Origin of the sequence: Nonomuraea corallina, from assembly GCF_027620315.1 — a bacterium.
In the GTDB taxonomy this organism is placed as follows: domain Bacteria; phylum Actinomycetota; class Actinomycetes; order Streptosporangiales; family Streptosporangiaceae; genus Nonomuraea; species Nonomuraea corallina.
In genome coordinates this window covers 1-25,896 of sequence record NZ_JAPNNL010000063.1, presented here as the reverse complement: position 1 = coordinate 25,896, position 25,896 = coordinate 1, and the positions used below count along the sequence as shown (strand labels likewise).

Annotated in this window: 25 protein-coding genes; 14 read left to right on the top strand and 11 right to left on the bottom strand. The window is 74.3% G+C overall.

Annotation, left to right across the window (positions count from 1 at the left end; all coding sequences use genetic code 11):
• Positions 1-89: 89 nt before the first annotated feature.
• From OUY22_RS17550 to OUY22_RS17525, 6 genes are all read right to left on the bottom strand, one after another.
• Complete coding sequence (locus OUY22_RS17550; RefSeq protein ID WP_270156070.1) at positions 90-959, bottom strand: hypothetical protein; 870 nt, start codon at positions 957-959, stop codon at positions 90-92.
• Positions 960-1,031: 72 nt separating this feature from the next.
• A complete protein-coding gene (locus OUY22_RS17545) occupies positions 1,032-1,916 on the bottom strand; it encodes a hypothetical protein (protein WP_270156069.1) in 885 nt (294 codons plus the stop codon).
• A gap of 47 nt (positions 1,917-1,963) precedes the next feature.
• Positions 1,964-3,940 carry an MMPL family transporter gene (locus OUY22_RS17540; protein WP_270156068.1) on the bottom strand — a complete coding sequence of 659 codons (1,977 nt, stop codon included), beginning with the start codon at positions 3,938-3,940 and terminating at the stop codon, positions 1,964-1,966.
• Between the two features lie 180 nt (positions 3,941-4,120).
• Positions 4,121-4,765, bottom strand: coding sequence for a response regulator (locus tag OUY22_RS17535; protein ID WP_270156083.1), 645 nt, complete (start codon positions 4,763-4,765; stop codon positions 4,121-4,123).
• Positions 4,762-5,919, bottom strand: coding sequence for a sensor histidine kinase (locus tag OUY22_RS17530; protein ID WP_270156067.1), 1,158 nt, complete (start codon positions 5,917-5,919; stop codon positions 4,762-4,764). The genes OUY22_RS17535 and OUY22_RS17530 overlap by 4 nt, the downstream gene beginning before the upstream one ends.
• A complete protein-coding gene (locus tag OUY22_RS17525; RefSeq protein ID WP_270156066.1) occupies positions 5,916-7,301 on the bottom strand; it encodes a phospholipid carrier-dependent glycosyltransferase in 1,386 nt (461 codons plus the stop codon). The genes OUY22_RS17530 and OUY22_RS17525 overlap by 4 nt, the downstream gene beginning before the upstream one ends.
• A gap of 151 nt (positions 7,302-7,452) precedes the next feature.
• Here OUY22_RS17525 and OUY22_RS17520 point away from each other — a divergent pair, with 151 nt between their 5' ends.
• A complete protein-coding gene (locus OUY22_RS17520; RefSeq protein ID WP_270156065.1) occupies positions 7,453-8,109 on the top strand; it encodes a response regulator transcription factor in 657 nt (218 codons plus the stop codon).
• Positions 8,106-9,257, top strand: a complete 1,152-nt coding sequence (locus tag OUY22_RS17515) for a sensor histidine kinase (RefSeq protein WP_270156064.1) — start codon at positions 8,106-8,108, stop codon at positions 9,255-9,257. The genes OUY22_RS17520 and OUY22_RS17515 overlap by 4 nt, the downstream gene beginning before the upstream one ends.
• Here the strand turns inward: OUY22_RS17515 and OUY22_RS17510 are convergent.
• The 3 genes from OUY22_RS17510 to OUY22_RS17500 form a co-directional block, all read right to left on the bottom strand.
• On the bottom strand, positions 9,254-12,562 hold the full coding sequence (locus OUY22_RS17510; protein ID WP_270156063.1) for an NACHT N-terminal helical domain 7-containing protein: 3,309 nt from the start codon (positions 12,560-12,562) through the stop codon (positions 9,254-9,256). The two genes, OUY22_RS17515 and OUY22_RS17510, sit on opposite strands and share 4 nt — an antisense overlap.
• Before the next feature lie 76 nt (positions 12,563-12,638).
• Entirely contained in the window at positions 12,639-14,501 is a 1,863-nt protein-coding gene (locus OUY22_RS17505; protein ID WP_270156062.1) for a propionyl-CoA synthetase, read from the bottom strand.
• Positions 14,502-14,638: 137 nt separating this feature from the next.
• Positions 14,639-15,571: a GNAT family N-acetyltransferase gene (locus tag OUY22_RS17500; RefSeq protein ID WP_270156061.1), complete on the bottom strand. Its 933-nt coding sequence runs from the start codon at positions 15,569-15,571 to the stop codon at positions 14,639-14,641.
• A gap of 136 nt (positions 15,572-15,707) precedes the next feature.
• Between OUY22_RS17500 and OUY22_RS17495 the strand changes: the two genes are divergently transcribed.
• Together OUY22_RS17495 and OUY22_RS17490 are read left to right on the top strand one after the other, a co-directional pair.
• On the top strand, positions 15,708-16,622 hold the full coding sequence (locus tag OUY22_RS17495; protein ID WP_270156060.1) for a hypothetical protein: 915 nt from the start codon (positions 15,708-15,710) through the stop codon (positions 16,620-16,622).
• Positions 16,623-16,647: 25 nt separating this feature from the next.
• Entirely contained in the window at positions 16,648-17,169 is a 522-nt protein-coding gene (locus OUY22_RS17490) for a hypothetical protein (RefSeq protein WP_270156059.1), read from the top strand.
• Between the two features lie 22 nt (positions 17,170-17,191).
• Here OUY22_RS17490 and OUY22_RS17485 read toward each other — a convergent pair whose 3' ends face one another.
• Positions 17,192-17,986, bottom strand: coding sequence for a class I SAM-dependent methyltransferase (locus tag OUY22_RS17485; RefSeq protein WP_270156058.1), 795 nt, complete (start codon positions 17,984-17,986; stop codon positions 17,192-17,194).
• A gap of 133 nt (positions 17,987-18,119) precedes the next feature.
• Here OUY22_RS17485 and def point away from each other — a divergent pair, with 133 nt between their 5' ends.
• The 3 genes from def (at position 18,120) to OUY22_RS17470 (ending at position 19,500) form a co-directional block, all read left to right on the top strand.
• Positions 18,120-18,641 (top strand): peptide deformylase, encoded by a 522-nt coding sequence (gene def, locus OUY22_RS17480; protein ID WP_408638174.1) that lies wholly within the window; start codon positions 18,120-18,122, stop codon positions 18,639-18,641.
• Between the two features lie 105 nt (positions 18,642-18,746).
• The gene (locus OUY22_RS17475) at positions 18,747-19,151 is read left to right on the top strand and encodes a CBS domain-containing protein (protein ID WP_270156057.1); all 405 of its coding nucleotides are present in this window, start codon (positions 18,747-18,749) and stop codon (positions 19,149-19,151) included.
• A gap of 10 nt (positions 19,152-19,161) precedes the next feature.
• On the top strand, positions 19,162-19,500 hold the full coding sequence (locus tag OUY22_RS17470; RefSeq protein ID WP_270156056.1) for an MmcQ/YjbR family DNA-binding protein: 339 nt from the start codon (positions 19,162-19,164) through the stop codon (positions 19,498-19,500).
• Positions 19,501-19,624: 124 nt separating this feature from the next.
• Here OUY22_RS17470 and OUY22_RS17465 read toward each other — a convergent pair whose 3' ends face one another.
• The gene (locus OUY22_RS17465) at positions 19,625-20,575 is read right to left on the bottom strand and encodes a hypothetical protein (RefSeq protein ID WP_270156055.1); all 951 of its coding nucleotides are present in this window, start codon (positions 20,573-20,575) and stop codon (positions 19,625-19,627) included.
• Between the two features lie 87 nt (positions 20,576-20,662).
• On the opposite strand from OUY22_RS17465, the gene OUY22_RS17460 reads away from it, so the two are divergent.
• From OUY22_RS17460 to OUY22_RS17430, 7 genes are read left to right on the top strand one after another with little or no spacing between them, the layout of a single operon-like run.
• The gene (locus OUY22_RS17460; protein ID WP_270156054.1) at positions 20,663-21,424 is read left to right on the top strand and encodes a DeoR/GlpR family DNA-binding transcription regulator; all 762 of its coding nucleotides are present in this window, start codon (positions 20,663-20,665) and stop codon (positions 21,422-21,424) included.
• Positions 21,421-22,440 (top strand): 1-phosphofructokinase, encoded by a 1,020-nt coding sequence (gene pfkB, locus OUY22_RS17455; protein WP_270156053.1) that lies wholly within the window; start codon positions 21,421-21,423, stop codon positions 22,438-22,440. The genes OUY22_RS17460 and pfkB overlap by 4 nt, the downstream gene beginning before the upstream one ends.
• Positions 22,441-22,492: 52 nt before the next feature.
• Positions 22,493-23,737 (top strand): PTS mannitol transporter subunit IICB, encoded by a 1,245-nt coding sequence (gene mtlA / locus OUY22_RS17450; protein ID WP_270156052.1) that lies wholly within the window; start codon positions 22,493-22,495, stop codon positions 23,735-23,737.
• Between the two features lie 3 nt (positions 23,738-23,740).
• A complete protein-coding gene (locus OUY22_RS17445; protein ID WP_270156051.1) occupies positions 23,741-24,049 on the top strand; it encodes a PTS lactose transporter subunit IIB in 309 nt (102 codons plus the stop codon).
• Complete coding sequence (locus OUY22_RS17440; protein WP_270156049.1) at positions 24,042-24,470, top strand: PTS sugar transporter subunit IIA; 429 nt, start codon at positions 24,042-24,044, stop codon at positions 24,468-24,470. Before OUY22_RS17445 ends, OUY22_RS17440 begins: the two co-directional genes overlap by 8 nt.
• Positions 24,467-25,471, top strand: a complete 1,005-nt coding sequence (locus tag OUY22_RS17435) for a zinc-binding dehydrogenase (protein ID WP_270156048.1) — start codon at positions 24,467-24,469, stop codon at positions 25,469-25,471. The genes OUY22_RS17440 and OUY22_RS17435 overlap by 4 nt, the downstream gene beginning before the upstream one ends.
• Positions 25,472-25,481: 10 nt before the next feature.
• Positions 25,482-25,763: an HPr family phosphocarrier protein gene (locus OUY22_RS17430; protein ID WP_270156047.1), complete on the top strand. Its 282-nt coding sequence runs from the start codon at positions 25,482-25,484 to the stop codon at positions 25,761-25,763.
• The last annotated feature ends 133 nt before the right edge of the window (positions 25,764-25,896 follow it).

Here is a 25,896-nt window from a genome sequence, read left to right as displayed (position 1 = left end):
TCCTAGGCGAACTCTGTTCTCGGGGCTCGATTCTCTGTACGACAAACGGCGTGGGTCCCTCCCTGTGGCGGTCGCCGGGTGAACGGCCGTCACCCGCGTAAGTGACGGAACGCCTCGTGGGCCGAGGTGACGCTGTCGCGCAGCGCCTGTTCGAGCCGGTCGGCGTCATCGCTGAGACGTTTCAGCTCGGGCACGGCCGAGTCGTCGGCGCCGGACTCGGCCAGGAGTTCCTCGTACCGGGGCAGCTGGGCGCCGAGCCGGGCGATCTGCTCGCGCGCGCGGTAGGCCCGCTCGGCGTCGGCGACGTGGCCGGCGTAACGTTCCAGCGCCTCGATCCGGGCCACGACGGCGCGCTCGCTGCTGTCGAGCGCCTGGGCGAGCGGCTCGGCGACGGCCGCCACCTCGGGGGTGACGCCCTCGCCGACGACCTGCCGGTGACCGGCGCGCAGCTCCGACAGCTTGGCCAGCAGGCGGGCGATCTCCCACTCCTGGGCGGGCAGCATGACGGTGTTGCGCACGTCGTCGAGGAGCCCTTCCGCGTGGACATGCGACTCCAGGACGGAGTCGATCGCGGCCGAGGTGCGGGCCATGAGCCGGCGGGCGCCCTCGTCCAGGTCCTCGCGGAGCACGTAGCGGCCGGCGTACCTGCGGGCGCTGTCGTAGACCTGCCGCTCGACCGCCTGGCGCCGCTCGGTGTCGGCGTCCGGGCGGGGCTTGGCGAGCACGCCCACGATGAGCAGCGCGGCCAGGGTCATCACGACGACGAACGGGGTGTAGCGGCCGGCCATGAAGAAGTCCAGCCCGGCGCCGACGGCCAGCAGCGCGACGAGCGTGGTGGTGATCCGGGCGACGAGCCCGAGTGCCGGAGGACGCCGTTTGCCCGGGGGCGTCCACCCGGCGCGGATGCGCAGCAGGAGCTTGCGGTGGTCACGGAACAGGTCGGCCGTCTCGGCAGGCACCGTCGGCTCCACGACCACCTTCGCATGACGACCCGGCACATTAAGGATCCTATGTGGCGGTCTGTCCGAACGTCAGCCTTCCAAGTGGCGAAAAGCCTCATGCGCGGAGGTGACAGTGCGCAGCAGGGCGCGTTCCACGGTGTCGGCGTCCTCGGCCAGACGCTCGATCTCGGCCACGGCCATCGTGCCGGCGCCCGCCTCGGCCAGCAGTTCCTCGTAGCGGGGCAGCCTGGCGCGCAGTTCCGCGATCTGCTCGCGGGCGTGGTAGGCGCGTTCGGCCTCGGCGACGCGGGCGGCGTAACGTTCCAGCGCCTCGACGCGCTCGGCCACGGCCGCCGCGCTGTTGTCGAGCGCGCCCTGCAGGGGCCGCACCGCGGCCGCCGCCTCGGGGGCCAGGCCGCGGGCGAGCAGCTCGCGGTGCTCGCGCCGCAGCGCCGACAGCTTGGCGAGCAGGCGGGCGATCTGCCATTCCTGCTCCGGCAGCAGGATCGCGTTGCGCGCGGCGTCGAGCAGCCCTTCGGCGTGCACGTGCGAGCGCAGCACGGTGGCGATGGCCTGCTGGGCCCGGCGCAGCAGGGCCGCCGCCTCCTCGTCGAAGTCCTGCGGGATCAGGTAGCGGCCTTCGTGCCGGCGCGCCCTGTCGTACAGCGACCGCTCGTGGGGCCGGTGGTCCTCGGTCACCTCGCTGATGCCGGCGATCTTGACGAGGACGAGGAAGACGAACCCGCCGAGCAGCAGGAACCCGAGCGGCGCCGCCGGCGACTCCAGCAGCACCGCCATGAGCGCGATGACCAGCGGGGTGGCGGCCAGCAGGAGCACGCTGGAGGGACTGCGCCGCTGGGTCTCGGCCTCGGCCGGCGGCACCCACCCGGCGCGCATCCGGCCCAGCAGCGGAGCGTTGGCGCGCAGGAGCCCGGCGATCCCCGGCGGCACCGCCGGATCGACGACCACTCCCACGCTCTGCCCTGGCACCTTGGCGCCCCCAAGCTCCGCTGTTCCGGATACTACGAAACATCCCGCCCGGGTGTCAGCCTCGTGAAGGACAGGCCGGGGAACCACCAGGCGCGCTCGCCGAGCACCTCCATCGCGGCGGGCACCAGGACCAGCCGCACGATCGTGGCGTCGACCAGCACTCCGGCGGCCAGCCCGACCCCCATGACGCGCAATGCCCGGTCGTCGAACGCGCCGAAGGCGGCGAACACGCAGAACATGATCGCCGCCGCCGCGGTGATCACCCGTGCGGTCCTGGCGAGCCCGGCGGCGACCGCGGCGCGGCTGTCCCGGCCGTCGCGGTACTCCTCGCGGATGCGGGACATGAGGAACACCTCGTAGTCCATGGACAGCCCGAACGTGATCACGAACAGCATCATCGGCACCCAGGCGTCGATCGGCCCTCCGGTGCCGAGCCCGAGCACGTCCCACTGGAAGACCGCGACGACCACCCCGTACCCGGCGCCGATCGACAGCAGGTTGACCACGACCGCCTTGACCGGCACCGCCACGCTCCGGAACACGGCCATGAGCAGCGCCAGCGAGAACGCCAGCACCGCGCCCGCCATCCACGGCAGCCGGTCGGCGGCATGCCGGGCGAAGTCGACGGCGGCGGCCGTGGCCCCCGCCACCAGCACGGGCTCGGGCAGTTCGGCGCGGAGCCGGCGCACCAGCGCGGCGGTGGCCTCGTCCTGCTGGTCCGTGGTCGGCACGACCAGCGCGGCCCGCTCCCCCAGCGGCGTCACCTCCGCCACGCCCGGGGTGGCCTCGGCCTGCCGGACGGCGGCGGCTATGGGCCGGTCGGAGACGAGCACGAGCGGCGCCCCCGCTCCCGGCCCGAACGCGCCCGCCAGCAGGTCGTGGGCGCGCCTCGTGGTGTCGGTGACCGGCCGGTTGGACGCGTCCGACCAGCCGGTGCGCAGGTCGAGCGCGGGCAGCGCGAGCCCCGCCAGCAGCGCCGCGGCGAGCAGCCCGGCCGTCCAGGGCCGCCGCCGCACGACCCTGGCCCACCGCGCCGACAGCGGCTCCTTCCCGGTACGTTCCGGCAGCGCGAACCGGTCGACCCGGTGCCCGATCATGGCGAGCAGCGCGGGCAGGAGGGTGAGGGCGGCGAGCATGACCATGAGCACGCCGGACCCCGCCGCGATGGCGATCCCGCCGCCGAGCTCCGGGCCGAGGAACACGATGCCACCGCCGGTGGCGATGACGATGACGCCTGCGAACAGCACCGATCTGCCCGCGGTGCGCATGGCGGTGACGACGGCGTCCTCGGTCCCGAGCCCTTCGCGCAGCCCGGTGCGGAAGCGGGTCACGATGAGCAGCGCGTAGTCGATACCGACGCCGAGACCGAGCATGATCGTGAGGTAGACGCCGAAGTCCGGAGCCGGGACCAGGTGGCCGAGCAGGGTGAGCAGGCTGGTACCGGAGACGACGCCGACGATCCCGATGGCGATCGGGAGGGCCGCGGCCAGCAGCGACCGGAACGCGTACAGCAGGATCACCGCCGCGGCCAGCAGGCCGACGCCCTCGGTCAGGCCGCCGGGGGTGAAGTCGGCGAAATCGTCGCCCGCCAGCTCGGCGGTGACGGCCTCGGCGCGGAAGGCGTCGCGGATCTCGACGAGTTCGAGGGCGGCGGCCTGGTCCGGGTAGTCGACGGGGAGCGCGCCGACGGTGCCGTCGGCGGAGACCCGCTCGTACGAGGTGGCCGCGCGCACCCCCGGGACGGCGTTCATCCTGGTGACGAGCTCGTTCACGGCCTGGCGGGAGGCTGGGGACTCGACGCCGGCGGGGGCGGACACGACGAGCGTGCCGGGATGCTCGGCGGGGGCCGGGCCGAACAGGGCGGCGGCCCGCTCGCTCTCGCTGCCCGGGAGCGGGAAGTCGCCGGCGGCGGGTGCGGGGTACGCGACGGCCGCGACCACGAGCGCGGCGACCAGCGCCGGCCAGGCCGCCACGACCAGCCGCCGGTGACGGACGAAGGATCGGATCATGGCGCCGACGCTAGGAACGGCGCCCGGCTCCGGTCGTCCCCCGCACGCGGTCCCCCGCGTACCGCAGCCGCGGCACGCGGGGACGCTCGACGCGGAAGCGGCGGGCGGGCAGGCGGAGAACCGCGGACGATCCAGAACCGTGCGGGGTGAACCGCGCGGGCGCCGGTCAGGGGTGGCCGGTCAGGGGTGGCCGGGGCGGGTGAGGCCGGTTTCGTAGGCGACGACCACGAGCTGGGCCCGGTCGTGCGCGCCGAGTTTGGCCATCGTCCGGTTGACGTGGGTCTTGACGGTGGCGGGGCTCATGAACAGCTCCCCGGCGATCTGATCGTTGGTGAGCCCGCGGGCGACACGGGCGAGGACCTCGCGTTCACGGCCGGTGAGCGGGGCGAGCCTGCGGTCGTCGAGGCCGGGGCGGGCGGCGAACTCCTCGATCAGCCTGCGGGTCACGCCCGGCGACAGCAGCGCGTCGCCCCGGGCGGCCACGCGCACCGCGTGCCGGATCTCGGCCGGTTCCGCGTCCTTGACCAGGAACCCGCTGGCGCCGGACCGCAGCGCCTCGTACACGTACTCGTCCAGGTCGAACGTGGTCACCACGACGACGCGGGTGCGCCCGGAGGCGATGCGGCGGGTGGCTTCCAGCCCGTCGACACCAGGCATGCGGATGTCCATGAGCACCACGTCCGGCGTCAGCCGGGCCGCCTCGCGCACCGCCTGCGCCCCGTCTGCGGCCTCCCCGACGACGGTGAGGTCGTCCTCCGGGTCGAGCAGGGCGCGCAGGCCCGCACGGACCAGGGGCTGGTCGTCGGCGAGCAGGACGGTGATCACGCCGGCAGCCACGCGGTCACCCGGAACCCGCCGTCCGGACCGGCCCCGGCGCTGAGCCGCCCGCCGGCGGCCTCCACCCGCTCGGCCATCCCGGCCAGCCCGTGCCCACCGGCCGGCCCATGCCCACCGGCCGGCCCATGCCCGTTGGTCAGCCCGTGCTCGCCGGCAGGTCCTCCGGGGCCGGGAGGGCCGGCGCCGTCGTCGTCGATCCGGACGCGCACGCCCGCCTCCTCGTACGCCAGCGTCACGGCGGCGCGGGCGGCGCCGGCGTGACGGATGGTGTTGGTCAGTGCCTCCTGGACGACACGGTAGACGGCCAGCTCCACGGCAGGCGGCAGCGGCCTGGGCTCACCCGAGGTCTCCAGGGTGACCGGCAGTCCGGCGGTCCTGGCCAGGGCGGGGAGCTGGGCGACGCCGGGCGGGGGGTGCCGCGGGTCGGGGCGTAACACGCCGAGCACGCTCTTCATCTCGGTCAGCGCCTGACGGCTGCTGTCGCGGATCACGGCGAGGGCGTCGCGGGCCTCGGGCGGGCCCCCCGCGCGGGCGACGGCCTCGGCGGCGACGGCGGCGTGCAGGGCGATCACCGACACGGTGTGCGAGGTGATGTCGTGCAGTTCCCTGGCCACCCGCAGCCGCTCCTCCTGGGCGCGGCGCAGCGCCTCCTCCTCGCGGGTGCGCTCGGCCTCGGCGGCGCGGCGTTCCACCTCGCGCGTGTGGGCGCGGCGGGCCCGCGACACCTCGGCGGGCTGCGCGGCGACGAGCACGAGCAGCGCCCAGATGACCACGGCCACCGCGTTGTCCACCGCCGGGTGCATGACCGCCGCGACGGCGGGCACCGCGACCAGGAAGGCCGCGCCCGCCCAGCCCGCCGCCCGGCGGCCGGTCGCGATCGTGGCGAACAGCGCGATCAGCACCGGGGCCGGCCAGAAGGCGTAGGCGTAGCCGAAGGCGAACAGGGCGGCGGTGGACGCCGCGGTGACCGCCAGCGCGGCCTCCGGCCTGCGGGGCAGCCAGGCCAGCGCGAGCACGGCCGCGCAGAGCAGGGCGTAACCGGGCGGGTCGAGGGGCGTGGCCCCGGGCTGGTTGTCGTAGGCCATGACGGTCGAGTACAGGACGACCAGCGCCATGCCGCAGACCAGGGCGAGCGTCCTCACACCCGTACGGTAGTGCGCTCCACGGCGGCCGGGCGATACCGCGCCCGCGGTATCGCGTGTACGGCGAGCGCGGCGGCGACGCAGGCCGGCGGGATCGCGGGCAGCACGTAGCGGTGGTCGAAGTCGAGCGCGGCGACCGGCGCGACCAGGAGGAAGACGGCGAACGCCCACGGCAGCGCGGCCGGCCGCCGGCGCCCGGCGGAGCCGGCGGCCCCGGCCAGCAGCAGCACGCCGAAGAGCGTCCCGTGCAGGAACCACGGGTACGGGTAGGCGGCCAGCACCGAGCCCCACGGCTCGACCGAGCGCATGCCGCGGATGTCGGGGTCGTACGTGGCGCGCACCCGCCGTACGAGCTCGTTGTCGGGCACGCTCCACACCCCGTGGGGGAACCTGGAGGTGGGCCTGATCCGGTCGGGGTGCGGCACCGGCTCCCAGGTGAAGGCGAGGGCGGTGTTCGCGGCCACCTCCCGCAGGTAGTCCAGCGGCTGGGCGGCGATGGCGCGCAGGGCGAAGGACCTGGCCAGGTCGTTGTGCGCGAACCGGCCGCCGGGCAGCAGGTTGAGCGAGGCGCCGGGGGCCCACACGTACTCGGAGGCGGCGTCCACGACGGTGCCGTTCGGGCAGAGCTTCGCCTCCTCGGGCGGCGGCCGGATGATCGAGCAGTCGGCGAACGTCATCGTGCGCGCCCACAGCGCCACCCCGTCGGAGCCGCTGAGGGCGAACCGGCCGTGGTGGCGTTCGTACCAGCCGGCGTAGGCGAGCAGAGGCAGCGCGCCGGCGACCGCCAGGGCCGCCACCCGCCGCCACCCGCCCCGCCGGAGCAGGAGCCAGAGCGCGGCGAGGCCGACCAGCGGCACCGCGGCCGTGCGGGTGAGCCCGGCCAGGGCGAGCAGCAGGCCGGCCGCCGCGGCCGCCCGCGTGCTGACCTCGTCGCGGCGGGCGAGCACGAGCAGCGCGGCCATCACCAGGAAGATCACCTGGAGGTCGGACAGGATCGCGTGCTCCAGCCGGACGAACGACGGGTCGAAGAGCACCGGCAGGGTGGCGAGCGTGGCGCCCCAGCCGGGGAGCCCGCGCGAGCGCAGCAGCGCGTACATCAGGACGGCCACGCCCAGCCCCATCGCGTGCTGCACGCCCGCCACCAGCTCCACGCTGTGGAAGGGCCGCAGCAGCCACAGGAAGGCGGAGTAGCCGGCGGGGTGGAAGGCCCCGTTCGGCCGCGGGTTCACGGCGGTGTCGAGGTAGGTGAACGAGTCGTACCAGTACACCATCGCGGTGTCGTACCCGAGCATGACCAGCACGCGCAGCGCGGCGGCGAGCACGAGCACGGCCGCGAACAGGCGGTGGCCGGACCGTGGCCGCGAGGCGAGGACGGACGCCATGGCGTGGCCCCTCGGACGGGCCGGGCGGGTCCCGGCCGTAGGAGGCGAAGTTCAGCGACCGGGGGATAACCAGGGCGTCACTTGATCCGGTTATGCCAGCGTTATGCCTCTACAGTCACACTGTGCGGCATTTCGACTTTTGGGGGCAAGGGTGCGGGTGTTGATCGCCGAGGACGAGCGCATGCTCGCCGACTCGATCGCCGAGGGCCTGCGGGACGAGGCTCTCGCCGTGGACGTGGCCTACGACGGGGACGGGGCGCTGGAACGGCTGGGCGTGCACGACTACGACGTGCTCATCCTCGACAGGGACCTGCCGGGCACGCACGGCGACCAGGTGTGCGCGACCGTGGTCGAGCGCGGCGCGCTGGTGCGCGTGCTCATGCTGACCGCGGCGGGCGACGTGCGGGCCAGGGTCGCGGGGCTGTCACTCGGCGCGGACGACTACCTGCCGAAGCCGTTCGCGTTCGAGGAGCTGGTGGCGCGGGTGCACGCGCTGGGCCGGCGGGCCAGGAAGGCCGACCCGCCGATGCTGGAGCGGGCCGGGGTGCGGCTCGACTGGGCGCATCGGCAGGTGTTCAGGGACGGGCGGTACGTGCCGCTGGCCCGCAAGGAGTTCGGGGTGCTGGCGGAGTTGCTGCGCGCGCAGGGCGCGGTCGTGTCGGCGGAGGATCTGCTGGAGAAGGTGTGGGACGAGCACATCGACCCGTTCACGAACACGGTGCGGACCACGATGACGAAGCTGCGCAAGAAGCTCGGCGCGCCGCAGCTGATCGAGACCGTGCCGGGTGCGGGATACCGCATCCCATGAGCATCCGCTTACGGTTCGCGCTGGCCTGCGCGCTGGTGTTCGCCCTGGTCGGGGCGCTGCTGCTGGCGGGGCTGCTGCTGGTCGTGCGGCAGAGCCTGGAGCCGCGCGCCGGGCTGCTGACGCCCGCGTACATGGATCTGCCGTCGGGCTACTATCCGCGGCGCACCCTCGGCTACGCCGTCGCCCAGGACCGGGTGGCCCAGGTGCGCCGGATCTACCAGCGTGACACGCTCGCCAACGTGCGCGACATCGGCGCGCTCGCGGTCCTGGCCGGCGCCGGGCTGGCGTTCGTGGCGGGCTGGCGGACGGCCGGCTGGACGCTGAGGCCGTTGGCCGACGTGACCGCGACCGCGCGCCGGGTGGCGCAGAGCCACGACCTCACCGAGCGGATCGGCTACCAGGGCCCGCGCGACGAGCTGAAGGAGCTGACCGAGACCTTCGACACCATGCTCGGCCGGCTCGCCCGTTCCTTCGACGGTCAGCGCCGCTTCGTCGCCAACGCCTCGCACGAGCTGCGCACGCCGCTGACCATCAACCGGACGCTGGTGGACGTGGCGGTGCGGCGGCCGGACGCGACCGACGACGTCAAGCGGCTCGGCGAGTCGCTGTTGCTGGTCAACTCCCGGCACGAGCGGCTCATCGACGGGCTGCTGGCGCTGACCGAGGGCGAGCAGGCCGTGCTGGACCGCCGCCCGTTCGACCTGTCGGACGTGGCCGAGCACGTGCTGGACCAGGCGGCGCAGGAGGCGGCAGAACGCGAGGTGACCCTGCACCGGCTGCTGGACACCGCGCCGACGGCCGGCGAGGCGGTGCTGGTGGAGCGGCTGGTGCAGAACCTGGTGGAGAACGCCGTCCGGCACAACCACGCCAAGGGCGAGGTCTGGGTGACGACCCGGCAGCGGGCCGACCGGGTGGAGCTGGTGGTGGCCAACACCGGGCTGCAGGTTCCTCCGTACGAGATCGAGACGATCTTCGAGCCGTTCCGGCGGCTGCACGGCGACCGGCTGCGCTCCGAGCGCGGCAGCGGGCTGGGCCTGTCGATCGTCCGGGTCATCGCCGAGGCGCACGGCGGCGTGGTGACCGCCCGGCCGCGCGAGGAGGGCGGCCTCACCATCACGGTCGAGCTGCCGGTCGACGACGCCGGCTAAGGGCTCTGGATCTTGCGGAGCACGTCCTCGGGGATGCCCGCCTGGACGAGGCTCTCCCAGCTCTCGAACCGTTCGGCGATCATGGATTCGACGAGCGCCCGCAGCAGCGCGTGGTCGGCGCCGGCGTGCAGGAGCTCGCTGACGATGCGGCCGCGGCCGGCGAAGGGCAGCGCGGCGCCGTCGGCCGTGACCGCGTGCGCGATGAGCGCCAGCAGACGGGTGTCGCGCGGCGCGCCGGGGGCGGTGACGGCGCTGATCGCGTCGAGGTAGCGGGCGATCCGCTCATCGGGATCCGGCGGCTCACCGGCGACCAGCTCGGCCAGCAACCGGGGCAGGCTCGCCACCCGGCCCGGCCGCAGCACGAGCGCCACGTCGGCGCTCTCGCCGAGCACGTCGGCGAGCAGGTCGGTGTCAGGGCTGAGCAGGTACGGCCGCTCGGCGAAGGCCCGGACCCGGTGGCGCAGCACGGTGGCGCGCTGCCCGGGCCGCTGCCCGTGCCACTGGTCGAGCCCCTGGGAGTGCCCCTGGTCGGGCCGGTGGTCCAGCCGGTGGTCCAGCCGGTGGCCGAACCAGTGGCCGGTCCGGTGGCCGAACCACCAGCCGAGCCCGTCGCCGCCGGGCGGTTCGGCGGGCCCGCCGAGCAGGATGTCGCGCTCGCCGTTCTCCGTCACCCGCCGGGCGGGCAGGGCGGCCAGCAGCCCGGTCCAGCCGCCGTCGCCGAGCTGGCTGCGCCACAGGTGCGCGTGGGAGGTCCACCGCGCCAGCGGGTCGGGGTCGCCGAACAGCTCCGACACCCGCACGGGCGCGCCGGAGGCGGCCACCGCCAGCAGGGTGAGGTTGGCGGAGTAGGCGGCCAGCCGCCTCGTCACCGGCCGCCGCACCGGCTCGAACCCGGTGAAGGAGCGCCGCCGCCGTTCGTACAGTGACTCGCGCAGCAGCGCGCCGAGCAGTTCGGCGGCCCTTTCGCGCTCCTGGGCGGGCAGTTCGGCGAGCAGCTCGACGGCGAAGCCGACGATCGGCCCGCGCTCGGCCAGGCAGGAGAACGAGGAGACCGCGTACAGCAGGTCGTCGTCCAGGTCCTGGGCGGGCGCGGCGGCCAGCTCGCCCCCGGTCAGGTCATGGCGCCTGACCAGCTCGCGGACCGCGAACACGGCCAGCCAGGCGACGAGGAACTCGCCGAAGGTGGCGTGCGCGAACGCGTAGCCGCGCACGCGCTCGCCGCCGCCCGCTGAAGAGCCGCCCCCCGGAGAGCCGCTCGCTGGGGAGCCGCTCGCTGGGGAGGCCTCCGCTGGGGAGGCCTCCGCTGGGGAGCCGTCCGCGATCGTACGGCGGACGAAGAACAGCCTTCTGGTGACCCGGTCCGCCCGGCTGCCCGGCCCGCACAGCGCCGCGAGGTCGGCGTCGAGCGCGGCCGGCGCGGCGGCGGGACGGCCGCGGGCGAACATCGACAGCGCGACCGCCCCCAGCCGCACCAGCTCCCGGTCCACCAGGGTGCGCAGCCGGGGCGGCGGCAGCCCGACGGCGGAGGCGTCCCTGGCGATCTCACGGCGGGCGACGTCGCGGACGAGCGCCTCGTACAGCTGGGCGCGGCCGGCGCCCCGCACCACGCCGCCGCCGGCGTGGTGCAGGGCGAGCAGCAGCAGGAGCAGCGGCTGGGTGGCGAGCTCGGGGTGGGCCAGCGCGTCGCCCGCGGACAGCGGGGCGCGGTCTCGGCGGGCGAGCACCGCCCGGTTCGTCTGGTCCCAGACGCCGAGCCAGCGCCGCACCTGGTCCTCCTCGAACGGGCACAGCTGCAGCACGACCACGCCCTCCGGGAAGCGCACCTGGTCGGCGACGACGGTGCGCCCGGTGACGACGACGGCGACGGGACGGCCGACGCGGTACTGCCTGGCCTGGAACTCCTGGATCTGCTCCAGGTAGTCGTGGCGGTCCGCGCCGGCGGCCTGGACCAGCTCGTCGAAGCCGTCGAACAGCACCACCGGCAGCGCCCCCTGCCCGGCCTCCACCAGGTCCTCGAAGCGCACGTCCGCGTCCAGGAGGGTGCGCAGCCCCTGGTCGATCTGGGACAGGACGGTGGACTCGGCCACGACGTCGCCCAGCTCCACCCGGACCGGCAGGAACTCCGAGCCGGCCAGCCGGGCGGCCAGGACCTCCACCAGCGTGGACTTGCCCGCCCCCGGCTCGCCCAGCACGACCAGCGGGGCCTGGGTGGCGCCGAGCGAGGTGAGATGGCCGACCAGGAACGCCTCGGTGTCGGGCAGCGTCCGCTGCCCGGCCCACCAGCTCTTGGCGGCGGGACGGGCCGGCTCGGCGGCGTCCTGGGCGGCGGGTCCGGATGTCGGCCCGGCTGCCGGCCCGGCTGCCGGCCCGGCTGTGGGCCTGGCGGTGGGCCTGGCGGTGGGCTCGGCTGTGGGCTCGGCTGTGGGCTCGGCTGTGGGCTCGGCGACCCGGCAGCGCGGGGTGATGTAGCCCTCGCCGAGCAGCGGCAGCGTCACGCCCTCCGGCGGCTCCTGTCCGGCCATGAGCGGCTGGCCGAGCGCGCCGGCGGCGAGCCGCACCAGGTGGGTGACGGGCCGGTCGCCGGTGCGCGGCGGGGCCAGCTCGGCCAGCAGCCGTGCCACCCGCGACAGCCCCGCGCCCGGCGGCTGCCGTTCGGCGCCCAGGCTCCACCTGCCGAACTCGGGGCAGTCCAGCGCGAGCAGCCGGTAGTCCTCGTCGTAGACGCGCAGCGCGTGCGCCTCGGGGCCGTCGGCGAGCAGCGCCGGCAGCCGGGCCCGGTCTCCCGCCGGCAGTTCGCCCCACACCGGCAGGCCGCGCGCGTAGGCGACGAGCGCCTCGGACATCCGCCGGTGGACCCGCCGCACCGCCTCCCGGGTCTCCTCGTACGGGCGATGCGGCTCGGGCGCCGGCAGCCGGGTGGCGAGCAGGACCCTGACCAGGGCGGCGTACCGCTCGGCGGCTTCGGGGTGCCGGGAGTGCTCCAGCCGTTCCAGGGTGACCGGCAGCCGGGCCGCCTCGCTCATGGCCTCGAAGTACGCCGAGACGACGATCACGGCGTGCGCGGCGGCCAGCCGGCGGGTCCGCAGGAAACGGGTGTCGCCGCCGCGCCGGGCGGCTCCCCCGCGCACCGCGTCCGCGGTGTAGCGGACGATCTCACTCCGCAGCTCGGCCAGGCCCACGGCGGGTACGACGCGGCCCCAGCCGGTCGGCGACACGGCCGCGGCCTGCTCGACGGCCTTGGCCAGCCCGATCTGTTCGCAGCCGAGGATGTCCAGCGCGCCCGCGTAGCTCAGGATGTCCGTCATCGGCGTCTCCGGAGAGCGTGAGGAGTCCCATCATGACGCCGTCCGGACGTCTTGGGAGCGTCCCCGGGGCGACGGCTCAGTCCTCGACCGCCTCGGCGATCTCCGTGAGCGCGGCGGGATCCTCGATCGTGGACGGCACGGCGTAGGCGGACCCCGCGGCGATGTCGCGCATGGTGCGGCGCAGGATCTTGCCGGACCGGGTCTTGGGCAGCCGGGTCACGACGACGGCCCTGCGGAACGCCGCGACGGGGCCGATCCGCTCGCGGACCAGGGCGACCAGCTCGCGCTCGATGTCGGCGGGGTCGCGCGGCGAGCCCGCCTTGAGCACCACGAACCCGACGGGGAGCTGCCCCTTGAGCTCGTCGGCCATGCCGATCACCGCGCACTCGGCCACGTCCGGGTGGGCCGAGACGACCTCCTCGATGGCGCCGGTCGACAGCCGGTGGCCGGCCACGTTGATCACGTCGTCGACGCGGCCCATGACGAACAGGTAGCCGTCGTCGTCCACGTACCCGCCGTCGCCGGTCAGGTAGTGGCCGGGGTAGCGCGACAGGTAGGACTCGGTGAAGCGGTCGTCGTCGCGGTAGAGCGTCGGCAGCGAGCCCGGGGGCAGCGGCAGCCGGACCGTGACGGCGCCCTCGACGCCGGGCGGGCACTCGTTCCCCTCTCCGTCGAGGATGCGCACGTCCCAGCCGGGGACGGGCTTGGTGGGCGAGCCCGGTTTGAGCGGCAGCCGCTCGATGCCGACGCAGTTCGCGGCGATCGGCCAGCCGGTCTCGGTCTGCCACCAGTGGTCGATGACCGGGATGCCGAGGAGGTCGGAGGCCCAATGGTAGGTGTCGGGGTCGAGGCGCTCGCCGGCGAGGAAGAGGTAGCGGAGTCCTGACAAATCCCAATTTTTCATGAAACTGCCGGATGGGTCCTCCTTCTTGATGGCACGGAATGCGGTGGGCGCCGTGAACAGCGTCCGCACCCCGTACGTCGACACCACCCGCCAGAACGCGCCCGGGTCCGGAGTGCCGACGGGCTTGCCCTCGTACAGGACGGTCGTGCAGCCGGCGAGCAGCGGGCCGTAGACGATGTAGGAGTGGCCGACGACCCAGCCGACGTCGGAGGCGGCCCAGAAGACCTCGCCGGGCGCGGCCCCGTACACATGGGCCATGCTCCAGTGCAGGGCGACCGCGTGGCCGCCGTTGTCGCGCACCACGCCCTTGGGGGTGCCGGTGGTGCCGGAGGTGTAGAGGACGTAGAGCGGGTCGGTGGCCGCCACGCTCACGCACCCGGCGGGCTCGGCGTCGCGCACGGCGTCCGCCCAGTCGAGGTCGCGGCCCTCGGTGAGGTCGGCGCGGCACTGCTCACGCTGCAGGATCACGCAGTGCGCGGGCCGGTGCGAGGCCTGCTCCAGCGCCGCGTCGAGCAGCGGCTTGTACGCGATGAGCCGGGCCGGCTCGATCCCGCAGGACGCCGACAGCACCACCTTGGGCCGGGCGTGGTCGATGCGGACGGCCAGCTCGCCGGCCGCGAACCCGCCGAAGACCACCGAGTGCACGGCCCCGAGCCGGGCGCAGGCGAGCATCGCGATCACGGCCTCGGGCACCATCGGCATGTAGATCACCACGGTGTCGCCGGCCCCGACGCCGAGCCCGCGCAGCATCCCCGCGGTGCGCGCGACCAGGTCGAGCAGCTCCCGGTAGGTGTAGCGGCGCGCGGACCCGGTGACGGGACTGTCGTAGATCAGCGCGTCCTGGTCGCCCCGGCCCGCCGCGACGTGCCGGTCGACGGCGTTGTGGCAGGTGTTGAGCCGCCCTCCGGGGAACCACCGCCCGTCGTCGCGGATCCGTTCGGGCGCGACGTCCCAGTCGACGCCCCGCGCCGCCTCGCGCCAGAACTCCTCCGGGGCCTCGATGCTCTGCCGGTACACAGCCTCATAACCACGCACTTATCGATCAGATCAGCCCCGCCCCTCCCGTGCAAGCCCCGTGCGGGGTGTCGGTGCGGAGATCCCGGACGGCACCCCGCCGCCCCGCGTGACCTCGTCGCGTGGGTCCGCCCGGGGTGGCGGCCGTCGCGTTCGCCTCACGTGGTCACGGGGTTCGCCGACAGCACGAGCCTGACCGCGAACAGCTCGTAGCCGGCCCGCTCCAACGCCCGCGCCATCGGCGCGTTGCCCGTGTCGGTGTCGGCGACGATCCGGTCCGCGCCGCGCCCGGCGTGACTGCGGGTGATCTCGGCGAGCAGGTCGTCGACGTAGCCGCGGCCGCGGTGCTCGGGCAGCACGCCCAGGTAGCCGACCACCGGGCCGGACTGGTTGGCGGACGGCAGCGCGAACCCGGCCGGTTCGCCGGAGCGGGTGCGGGCCAGCCGCCACCACGACCGGTCCCCCGGCATCGCCAGGTAGTCGGCCAGGTCCTCCCTGGCCTGGGTCTCGGCGTCCTTGACGAGCAGCGCCTGCCGGGTGTGGTGGTCGAGGCTGCCGGCGGACACGGCCGCGAAGGCGGCGACGAACGCCTCGTCGTCGGGCTCCTCGTGGAAGGTCAGCCTGCCGGACGCCTCCGGCACCGGCCGGTCCTGGGTCCAGGCGTACCGGAGCCGTTCCAGCTCCTCGGTCAGGCCCGCGCGGCGGCCCGCCTCCCACCGCCAGGCGACGGCGGCGGTGACGGCGGGGTCGGCGCGCCAGCCGACCGGCACGAACACGTGGTAGGCGGGCCGGTCGCCGAACGCGTCGTGGGCGCGGCGGAGCAGTTCGGCCGCGAGCGCGACGCGGTCGGGGACCGACGGGTGCGTGTACAGGCAGTCGAGCGCGAGCGGCCCGGCGCCGGGGAAGCCCCACCAGACGGCGCGAGCCAGGATCTCGCCGTCCTGCGCGGCCACCCAGATCCGGTCGTGGCGGTAGTGGCCGTCGGCGAGGAAGGAGCGCAGCCGTTCGGGGTGGGCCCAGCTGACGGGCTCGTCGACGGCGCAGTCGAGCAGGCGGCCGAGATCAGACGCGGCCGCGGGTCGGAAAAGCACGGTTCCTCCGAAGATCGGGAGCGGACGCGGTGAGCGTCCGGGAAGAGCGGGACATCTCAGCGCCTCCTTTCGTCCGGTCTATCGGGGTACGGGGGACACTATCGCACTTGCCAGGAAGGTCCGACAGGATAGGGGGATGCCCGCCTACGAAGACGTGTTCCCGCTCCAGCAACCTGTCCGCCTGCCGCCGCGGGAGGAGCTGGTCGCCGCCGTGCGGTCGGCGCCGCTGGCGGCGGAGTTCCTCGACGGCCAGGAGGACGAGTTGGAGGCGTGGGGGGAGGTGTGCCGCGACCGGCTCGACGAGGCCCTGCTCCTGGAGGTGGTGCGCCTGTTCGTGGCGCGCGAGCCCGCCGCCGGCGACCCTCCCGCCGAGCTGGTGGCCTTCGGCCTGGTACGGGGCGCGAACCCGTACGAGGCGACCCCGGTCGGGCTGTGGATGGGCCGGCGCCTCATCGAGGAGCTCACCGGCCAGGAGGTGCCGATCATGGGCTCGCTGGCCGAACGGGACGCCGCCGGGCTGCTGCGCGGCCTGCGCTCGTACCCGGAGGCGGAGCGCGACGAGGAGCTGGCCGGGTGGCTGGCCCGCCGCGACCCGGCCGGGGCCGCCAAGGAGATGGCCGCCGCGCTCCCGGAGGTGAGCCCGCTGAGCCGGGCGGTCGGCATCGAGCTGCTCGGCTTCAACCTGGGCGACGAGGGCCGCCGCGCGCTGGACGACCTGGTGATCGAGCCCAAGGTCGGCGCGGTGATCGCCGCCAGGCTGAGCCGCGACGACCGGCAGCCGGCCACCGAGGAGATCGGCTGGGTGCTGGTGGACATGGCGGCGGCGCTGCTGGAGTTCGGCGGCGAGACGTCGGAGGTGGTCGAGTCGGTGGCCGCCGGGATGGCGCCGGACGAGCAGGCGAGCACGATCACGCTGCTGGCGCTCTGCGACCATCCGGCCACCGAGCCGGTGCTGCGGGTGTTCATCGATCACCACCCGGACCCGGGTGTGGCCGCCGCCGCCCGCAAGGCGCTGCGCCGCCTGCACGGGCTCGCCTCGGCTCGCGGGTGACGGCCCGGCGGTAGAGTCGGCGACGATGACGAAGCACACGATCACCCGTCAGAGCGGGACGATCCTCGGCGAGACCTACGGCTGCGACTGCGGCGCCCACCTGGCCGGCCGGATGGCGGCCGAGGTGCACGCGGCCGAGCACCACCAGTGCTCGGTCTGCCTGGGCTCGGCCGAGGAGGAGCCGGCGCCCGGCCTGACGCGTCCCTGCGCCTCGTGCGCCGGCACCGGACGGCGGCGCGAGCAGATCACCTGGCAGCTCGCGCACGCCGAGGCCGAGCGGCTGATCACCCTCGCGGTGGTGCGCGGGGTGGTGGACGCCTTCGCCGGGCCGTTCCGCCTGTCGGAGGTCGCCGACGCGGTCCGCGACGGGTTCGGTCTGCCTCCGGGCCGGCTGCCGGTGGGGCCTCGGGTGCGCGACCTGCTGCTGGAGCTGCAGTCGGCGGGCGAGATCACCATGGTGTCGGCGCCGGACGAGCTGATCGACGGCACCGACGTGGTGCTCTTCCGCGATCCGCAGTGGCAGCGGGCGCGCACGCTCGGACTCTGATCTCCCGGGGGTCGTGCGGCCGTCAGGGACGGCAGAGGATCTCGCCGTGCAGGATGGACAGCCAGCCGTCGTCGGCCGCCGCCCACTCCCGCCAGCCCTCGGAGATCCGCCGCAGGTCCTCCTCAGTGGCGGCGCCGGTGGACAGGGCCTGCCCGGCCATGGCGGAGTCCAGGATCCGGTCCGCCCACATGCCGCCCCACCAGGCGCGGTCTTCCGGGGTGGCGAAGCACCAGGTGGACGAGGTGGCGGTGACGTCGGTGAAACCGGCGGCGCGGGCCCATGACAGCAGCCGCCGGCCGGCGTCCGGCTCGCCGCCGTTGCCGCGGGCGATCTTCTGGTAGAGCGCCATCCAGGTGTCGAGCGCGGGGACGCGGGGGTACCAGGCGAAGGCCGCGTAGTCGCTGTCGCGGGCGGCCACGACGCCGCCGGACCGGGCCACCCGCCGCATCTCCCGCAGCGCCCGCACGGGGTCGGCGACGTGCTGGAGCACCTGGTGGGCGTGGACGACGTCGAACGACCCGTCAGGGAAGGGCAGCGCGTGCACGTCGGCGACGGCGAAGTCGACGTTGGCCGTCCCCCTGGCCGCCGCCTCCGCCCTGGCCAGTTCCAGCGCCTCCTCGGTCACCTCGGTCGCCGTCACCCTGGCCACCCGCCCGGCCAGGTCGGCGGTGATGGTGCCGGGGCCGCTGCCGACGTCGAGCAGGGTCGTCCCGGGGCCGAGGGCGGGCAGCAGGTAGGCGGCCGAGTTGGCGGCGGTGCGCCACCGGTGGGAGCGCAGCACGGACTCATGGTGACCATGGGTGTAGACGGCGTGCATCGCGGCTCCCTCTTCTCTGCGGATATCCGTCACGCTACCACCCATCTCACTATTCAAGAGGATATGTCTCGCCATCCGGACATATCAGGATTTCCCCTACACTGGCCCCGACGACGGGGAAGGGCGGTGGCACGTGGGCGAGATCCGGCCGATCGTGCGGGTCGGTGATCCGGTGCTGCACACGCCGTGCGAGCCGGTCACCCGGTTCGACGACGAGCTGCGGGCGCTGGTCGACGACATGTTCGCGAGCATGTACGCGGCCGACGGCGTCGGGCTCGCCGCCAACCAGATCGGCGTGTCCCTGCGGGTGTTCGTCTACGACTGCCCCGACGCCGACGACGTCCGTCACCGTGGCGTCGTCGTCAACCCCACCCTGGAGCTGCCCGGACTCGGCGCGCGGCGCCTCGACCCCGGCGAGGAGGGCTGCCTGTCGGTCCCCGGCCAGTACGCGCCCCTCCCCCGCTCCGACCGCGCGGCGGCGCACGGCTTCGACGCCGAGGGGCGGCCGGTCTCGGTCGAGGGCACCGGCATGCTCGCGCGCTGCCTCCAGCACGAGGTCGACCACCTCGACGGCCACCTCTACATCGACCGCCTCCCGGCCAAGCGGCGCAAGCAGGTGCTGGCCGCGTACGAGCAGTCGTATAAAGCAGGCTAAATCCTGACAAACACCCCAGCGGACCGGTGCGCAGGGGGAATACCGGGTAGGTGCCGTTCCTCCCGCCAGGGAACCATCGAGGAGGCGACCACCATGGTCAGAACCGTGGCAGACGTCATGACCAGGAGCCCCGCCAGCATCGACGCCGGCCAGCCCGTGAGCGTCGCCGCCGCGCTCATGCGCGACCGCGACACCGGCGCGATCATCGTCAACGACGACGGCCGGATGACCGGCATCGTGACCGACCGCGACATCACCATCCGGCTCGTCGCCGACGACAAGGGCCCCGACACGCCCGTGCGCGAGGCGTGCACGCCCAGCGTCGAGGTCATCTGCCCCGACACCAGCCTCGACCAGGCGGTCAAGCTCATGCGCCAGCACGCCGTACGCCGCCTGCCGGTCGTGGAGGACGGCCGCGCCGTCGGCATCCTGAGCATCGGCGACCTCGCGATGGAGCGCGACCCTGACTCGGCGCTCGCCGACATCTCCTCGGCGGAAGGCAACCGGTAGCGTTGACCGGGTGGTCACGGTCGAGGACGTACGACGGCTCGCGACGACCCTCCCCCGGTCGTCGGAGCACCTGATCAGGGATCGGGTCAAGTTCCGCGTGGGCTCCATCGTCTACCTCGCGTTCTCGCGCGACGAGACGCTGATGGGGTTCGCCTTCCCCAAGGAGGAGCGGGCCGCGCTGGTCGCCGCGGAGCCCGCGAAGTTCCTCCTGCCCCGCGAGTCCGATCTGCGGTTCAACTGGGTGGTGACCCGCATGGCCGCCCTCGAACCCGGCGAGACGCGCGAGCTGGTGATCGAGGCGTGGCGGATGGCGGTGCCCAAGAAGGTGTACGCCGCCTACATCGGCTGACGGTCCCCGGGCGCGCGATCGCGGCCCGCCGTCCTCCGACGCGTCCGGTCGACCGCCGCGGCGACGACGCCTTCTCGCGGTACGCCCCAAGGACGCGGCATCGACCCGACCGTCCGTGAACCGTTCACGAGACGTGGCGATACAGGTCCCTGGTGATCCGCGTGACGCGCTGCACCGAACTCCGCCACGTCGTCCCCGCCGGGTGCGCGGTCAGCACCGCCATCACGTACCTCTCGTCCTTGCCCACGAGCCCGGTCGTGTAGAGCACCGGCCGGCCGTAGTCGGGCACCCGCGAGTCGGCGGCGCGGGCGGCGACCAGGGAGATGGCCGCGCTCTGGGTCCTGGCGCCGCACCGGACCGGCGGCGTCAGCCCGAAACCCGACCAGCCCTGCTTGACCGCCTTGCGCCCCGGCACCCCGTCCGGGATGCCGAAGGTCTGGTCGAATCCGTCGCTGCCGCACGGCGTGGCCGCGCGCAGGTGGCCCAGGATCGTCTCGCGCACCCGCGGCGCGGCCGTGTCGAGCAGGTAGCGGTAGGTGCGCACGACGTCGTGCCCGCTCAGCGTGGCGTAGCCCCAGAACCCGGGCTTGGACGCGGGAGGCGGCGCGGTGTCCGCCAGCCGGAGCTTGCGGGCCGCGCGGGTGACGATGGCGCCCTTGCCTCCGCGGTTCCAGAACGCCGTGGCCGCGTCGTCGTCGCTCTCCCTCAGCATGATCTTCAACAGCCTGGCGTCGGAGGCGGACACCGTCCTGCGCGACTCCAGGAAGTCGATCGCGATCAGGATTTTGATCACCGAGGCCGAGCGGTACGCCCGGTGCGCGTGCCGGGTCGCCACGAACCTGCCCTTCACCCGGTCGTACACCAGCCATGACGCGGTCGTGCCCGGCGGCACTTCCGGCGGCGCGGCCGACTGCGCCGCCGAAGGCGCCGCCGTGACCTGGCTCGACGGGCTCTGGGCGGACGAGCTCTGCGGGGCGCCGCTCGACGCGCGGGCGGGGGCCGCCGAGGGGCCCGCGACGCATCCCGCCGCGAGGGGTACGGCCGCGGCGACGGCGGCCCAGGGCTTCATGCGCATCGGTCATACCTATCAGAGTCTTGACCAACCACAGAAACGGCGATAAACACAGGGGAAACCAACTCGAAACGGCGGTGAATCAACATCATGTACGCCGAGGAGCGGCAGCAGGAGATCCTGCGCAGGGCGCGCGCGGCGGGCCGCGTCGACGTGGTCTCGCTGGCGGCCGAGCTCGACGTCACCACCGAGACCATCCGCCGCGACCTGACCGCGCTGGAGCGGGCCGGCGTGCTGCGCCGCGTGCACGGCGGCGCGATCCCCGTGGAGCGGCTCGGCTTCGAGCCCGCGCTCGCCACCCGCGACGAGGTGATGACCGCGGAGAAGGAGCGCATCGCCAAGGCCGCCCTGGCCGAACTGCCCGAGGACGGATCGGTCATCATCGACGCCGGCACCACCACGGGCCGCCTGGTGGGCGTGCTGCCCGCCGACCGCGAGCTCACCGTGGTGGTCAACTCGCCGCCGCTGGCCACCGTCCTCGCCGCCCGCAGCAACCTCAACGTGATCATGCTGGGCGGCCGGGTACGCGGCCGCACCCTGGCCACAGTGGACGACTGGGCGCTGCAGCCGCTGGCCCACCTGCACGTGGACGTGGCGTTCATGGCCACCAACGGCTGCTCCGCCGACAAGGGCCTGACCACGCCCGATCCGGCCGAGGCGGCGATCAAGCGGGCGATGGTGCGGGCCGCCGAGCGCAGCGTGCTGCTGGCGGACCACACCAAGTTCACCGCCACCTACCTCGCGCGGTTCGCCGCGCTGAGCGAGATCGACGTCGTGATCACCGACACCGGCGTGGACGACGCGCTCGCCGCCGAGCTGGCGGCCGCCGGACCCCAGGTGGTGCGCGCGTGATCGTCACCCTGACGCTCAACCCGAGCCTGGACCGCACGATCGAGATCGCCGCCCTCGACCGGGGCGCGGTCATCCGCGCCGCCGCCGCCCGGCTCGACCCCGGCGGCAAGGGCGTGAACGTCTCGCGCGCCCTGCTGGCCAACGCCGTGGCCTCGCGCGCCGTGGTGCCGTTCGGCGGCGACGAGGGCCGGCAGCTCGTGCGCCTCCTGCGGCAGGAGGGCCTCGACATGGTGACCGTGCCGGTGGCCGGCCGGACCCGGTCGAACGTGACGCTGGCCGAGCCCGACGGGACCGTCACGAAGATCAACGAGCCCGGCACGGCGCTGTCCCCGGACGAGCTGGACACGATCGCCGACTCGGTGCTGGCCGAGGCCCGCGAGGCCGACTGGGTGGTCGCCTCGGGAAGCCTGCCGCCCGAGGTGCCCGAGGACGTCTACGCCCGGCTGTGCCGCCGCTTCGCCGGGGCGGGCATCCACGTGGCCGTCGACACCAGCGGTCCCGCGCTCTCCTGCGCGCTCGGCTCCGGGCCCGCGCTGGTCAAGCCCAACCTGGAGGAGCTGGCCGGCGCCACCGGCATGGCCATCGCCTGTGTCGGCGACGTGGTGGCGGCCGCGGCCAAGCTGCGGGCCGCGGGCGCGCGTACCGTGCTGGCCAGTCTCGGCGCCGACGGCGCCGTCCTGGTCGAGGACGGCGGCGCCTGGTACGGGGAGGCGCCCGTCGCCGAGCCCCGCAGCGCGGTCGGCGCGGGCGACGCCATGCTCGCCGGGTTCCTGGCGGGCGGCGCCCGTGGCGAGAGGGCGCTGGTGGAGGCGCTGGCCTGGGGCGCCGCAGCGGTCGGCCTGCCGGGCAGCCGCATGCCGGGGCCCCCGGACATCCGCCGCGGCGAGGTGCGCGTCTCCCGTCCCGACCCGGCCCGCCTCCTCACCTCGGCGTTCGCCGCCGGCGACGGCCGCCGCGCGGACGGCGGGCCGGTCCCGGCCGGGGCGGAGCGGCATCCGCCGCCGTCCTCCCGCTGACCTCCGGCTCATCACGCACGAGACTGCTCACCCCCCTAAGGAGCGAAGTCCAATGGCCGACACCTACACACCCCCGGTCTACGGGACCGGCGTCAAGGCCACGATCCAGCGGATCGGCGGTCACCTGGCGGGCATGATCATGCCGAACATCGGCGCGTTCATCGCCTGGGGACTCATCACCGCCCTGTTCATCCCCACCGGCTGGCTGCCCAACGCGACGCTCGCCGCGATGGTCGACCCGATCATCAAGGTCCTGCTGCCGGTCCTCATCGCCTATACGGGCGGCCGGATGGTGCACGGCCAGCGCGGGGCCGTGGTGGGCGCCGTGGCCGCGATGGGCGTCGTGGTGGGAGCGGACGCCCCGATGTTCCTCGGCGCGATGATCATCGGCCCGCTCACCGCCTGGATCCTGAAGAAGGTGGACGCGTTCACCGAGGCGCGGACCCGGTCCGGGTTCGAGATGCTGGTGGACAACTTCTCCGCGGGCATCATCGGCGGCGCGATGGCGGTGGCCGGCGTGCTGGGCATCGGCCCGATCGTGCAGGTGATCACCGGCGCCGCGGAGAACGCGGTGAACTGGCTGGTCACCACCGGCCTGCTGCCGCTCTCCTCCGTGCTGATCGAGCCGGCCAAGGTGCTGTTCCTCAACAACGCCGTCAACCACGGCGTCCTCGGCCCGCTCGGCGTGACCCAGGCGGCGGAGACCGGCAAGTCGATCCTGTTCATGCTGGAGTCGAACCCCGGCCCCGGCCTCGGCCTGCTCCTCGCCTTCATGTTCTTCGGCCCGCGCGCGATGCGTCCCAGCGCCCCGCCCGCCATGATCATCCACTTCTTCGGCGGCATCCACGAGATCTACTTCCCGTACGTGCTGATGAAGCCCCGCCTCATCCTGGCCCTCATCGGCGGCGGCATGGCCGGCGTGTTCACCTTCATGATCACCGGTGCCGGGCTGGTGGCCACGCCGTCGCCGGGCAGCATCTTCGCCTACCTGGCGGTCACGCCGCGCGGCGGCCTGTTCGCCTCGATCGCCGGCATCGTGGTCGCCACGGCCGTGTCGTTCGTCCTGGCCTCGCTGCTGCTGGGCTTCGGCCGCGGCGAGAAGGAGGAGGAGCCCGCCGTCGACCCGTCGGCCGAGACCGCCCCGGCACCGTCCGCCGCAGAGGAAACCACCAGGGACGCCACAAGGGACACCGCCGGGGAGCGCGCGAACGGCGAGCGTCGCGAGCCCGCCGCGCCCGCCGCGCCGGCCACGCCCGCTGAAGAGACCACGACCCGTACCGCCGGCAAGGAGGCGTGAACCGTGCCCAGCATCGACAGCAAGGACATCCGCAAGATCATCGTGGCCTGCGACGCGGGGATGGGCAGCAGCGTGATGCTCGCCGGCCAGCTCCGCAAGCAGCTCAAGGACTCCGGCGTCACCGTCGAGCACACGCCGGTGAACGACATCCCCGCCGACGCCGACGTGGTGCTCTGCCACGCCGGGCTGGCCGCCAGGGCCAGGGCGGCGGCGCCGGACAAGGTGCTGGTGCCGTTCCAGATCTTCCTGGGCGACCCGGCCGTGACCAAGCTCGTCGCCGCCATCAAGAGCGGCGGCACCGTCGATGCGTGACGACCTGCTCGATCCGCGCGCGGTGCTGCTGCACGAGAGCGCGGCCGGCCGCGACGAGGCCATCCGGCGCTGCGGGCGGGTCCTGGTCGACATCGGCGCGGTCGCCGAGCCGTACGTCGAGGCGATGCTCGAACGCGAGCGGTCGATCTCCACGTACGTCGGCGAGGGCGTGGCCATCCCGCACGGCACCGCGGCCGCCAAGGAGGACATCGCGCGCGACGCGATCTGCGTGGTGCGCTTCCCCGGCGGCGTCGACTGGGGCGGCGAGCTCGTCACGCTGTGCGTCGGGATCGCGGCCAGGAACGACGGCCACGTGCCGCTGCTGGCGGCGCTGGCCGAGATCCTCCTCGACCCGGAGCGGGCGCGCACGCTGCGGGAGGCGACGGAGGTCCATCAGGTGATGAAGGAGCTGACAACGTGAGGGTCGCCAGATTCCACGCGCCGGGCGACATCCGGATCGAGGACGCGCCGGAGCCGGTCGCCGGCCCCGGCGAGCTGAAGATCCGGGTGCGCAACTGCTCGACGTGCGGCACCGACGCGAAGATCTACAAGTTCGGCCACCACCACATCCGGCCGCCCCGGGTGATGGGGCACGAGATCGCCGGCGAGGTGGTCGGCACCGGCGAGCGGGTGCAGGTGATCGCCGCCATCCCGTGCGGCGTCTGTCCCGACTGCCTTGCCGGGCGGCTGACCGTCTGCCCGAACCAGGAGTCCATGGGCTACCACTACGACGGCGGGTTCGCCGAGTACATGGTCGTCCCGGCCAAGGTGCTGGCCGTGAACGGGGTGAACGCCGTCCCGGACGGCATCGGGTTCGCCGAGGCGTCGGTGGCCGAGCCGCTGGCGTGCGTCCTCAACGGGCAGACCCTGGCCCGGGTGGGTACGGGTGACGACGTGGTGGTGATGGGGGCCGGGCCGATCGGGTGCCTGCACGTGCGGCTGGCGCGGGCGCGCGGCGCGGCGCGGGTGTTCCTCGTGGACGTGAACACCGAACGTCTCGCGATGGCGGCCGAGCTGGTACGTCCCGACGCCGCGATCGACGGCGACCCGGTGGAGCAGGTGCTCAAGCTGACCGGCGGCCGGGGCGCCGACGTGGTCGTCACCGCCGCCGCGGCCGGCGCCGCGCAGGAGCAGGCGGTGCTGATGACCGCCAGGCAGGGGCGCATCAGCTTCTTCGGCGGCCTGCCGAAGGACGACCCGTTCATCCGGCTGGACTCGAACCTGGTCCACTACCGTGAGCTGACGATCGTCGGCGCGAACGGCTCCAGCCCCGCCCACAACGCCGAGGCCCTCAGCCTGATCGCCGAGGGCGCCGTCCCGGTCGCCGACCTGATCACCCACCGGCTCCCGCTGTCGCGGGTGCTGGACGGGATCGACCTGGTCAGCCGGGGCGAGGCCATCAAGGTCACCATCGAACCGTGAGGAGGTTGCCATGCCCGAGAGGACCGTGGCCGTCGCGTCGGCCAGCGGGCTGCACGCCCGGCCCGCCAAACTGTTCGTGCAGGAGGCGGCGCGGCTGGGCGTGCCCGTGCGGATCCGGGTGGGAGAGAAGGCGGTCCCGGCCCACAGCATGCTGGGCGTGCTCTCGCTCGGCGCCGTCCACGGCACCGAGGTGACGCTGGAGTCGGACGCCCCCGGCGCCGAGGAGGCCCTCGACGCCCTGGCGGCGCTCCTGTCCCGCGATCTGGACGCGGAAGAGGCGCTGGATGCCTGATCTGTCACCTTCCGGCCCGGCCTCGCTGGCCGGGCTGGGCGTCAGCCCCGGGCGGACGGCGGGGCCGTGCCTGCGCATGGCCGGGCCGCCGGCGCTGCCCGGCCCGCGTCCCGTGGCCGACCTGGAGGCCGAG

Coding starts and splice junctions, on each gene's coding strand:
- OUY22_RS17540 (WP_270156068.1), bottom strand. CDS start 3,940: ATGATCCGATCCTTCGTCCGTCACCGGCGGCTGGTCGTGGCGGCCTGG.
- OUY22_RS17525 (WP_270156066.1), bottom strand. CDS start 7,301: ATGGCGTCCGTCCTCGCCTCGCGGCCACGGTCCGGCCACCGCCTGTTC.
- OUY22_RS17515 (WP_270156064.1), top strand. CDS start 8,106: ATGAGCATCCGCTTACGGTTCGCGCTGGCCTGCGCGCTGGTGTTCGCC.
- OUY22_RS17510 (WP_270156063.1), bottom strand. CDS start 12,562: ATGACGGACATCCTGAGCTACGCGGGCGCGCTGGACATCCTCGGCTGC.
- OUY22_RS17495 (WP_270156060.1), top strand. CDS start 15,708: ATGCCCGCCTACGAAGACGTGTTCCCGCTCCAGCAACCTGTCCGCCTG.
- OUY22_RS17490 (WP_270156059.1), top strand. CDS start 16,648: ATGACGAAGCACACGATCACCCGTCAGAGCGGGACGATCCTCGGCGAG.
- OUY22_RS17485 (WP_270156058.1), bottom strand. CDS start 17,986: ATGCACGCCGTCTACACCCATGGTCACCATGAGTCCGTGCTGCGCTCC.
- OUY22_RS17465 (WP_270156055.1), bottom strand. CDS start 20,575: ATGCGCATGAAGCCCTGGGCCGCCGTCGCCGCGGCCGTACCCCTCGCG.
- OUY22_RS17460 (WP_270156054.1), top strand. CDS start 20,663: ATGTACGCCGAGGAGCGGCAGCAGGAGATCCTGCGCAGGGCGCGCGCG.
- mtlA (WP_270156052.1), top strand. CDS start 22,493: ATGGCCGACACCTACACACCCCCGGTCTACGGGACCGGCGTCAAGGCC.
- OUY22_RS17440 (WP_270156049.1), top strand. CDS start 24,042: ATGCGTGACGACCTGCTCGATCCGCGCGCGGTGCTGCTGCACGAGAGC.
- OUY22_RS17430 (WP_270156047.1), top strand. CDS start 25,482: ATGCCCGAGAGGACCGTGGCCGTCGCGTCGGCCAGCGGGCTGCACGCC.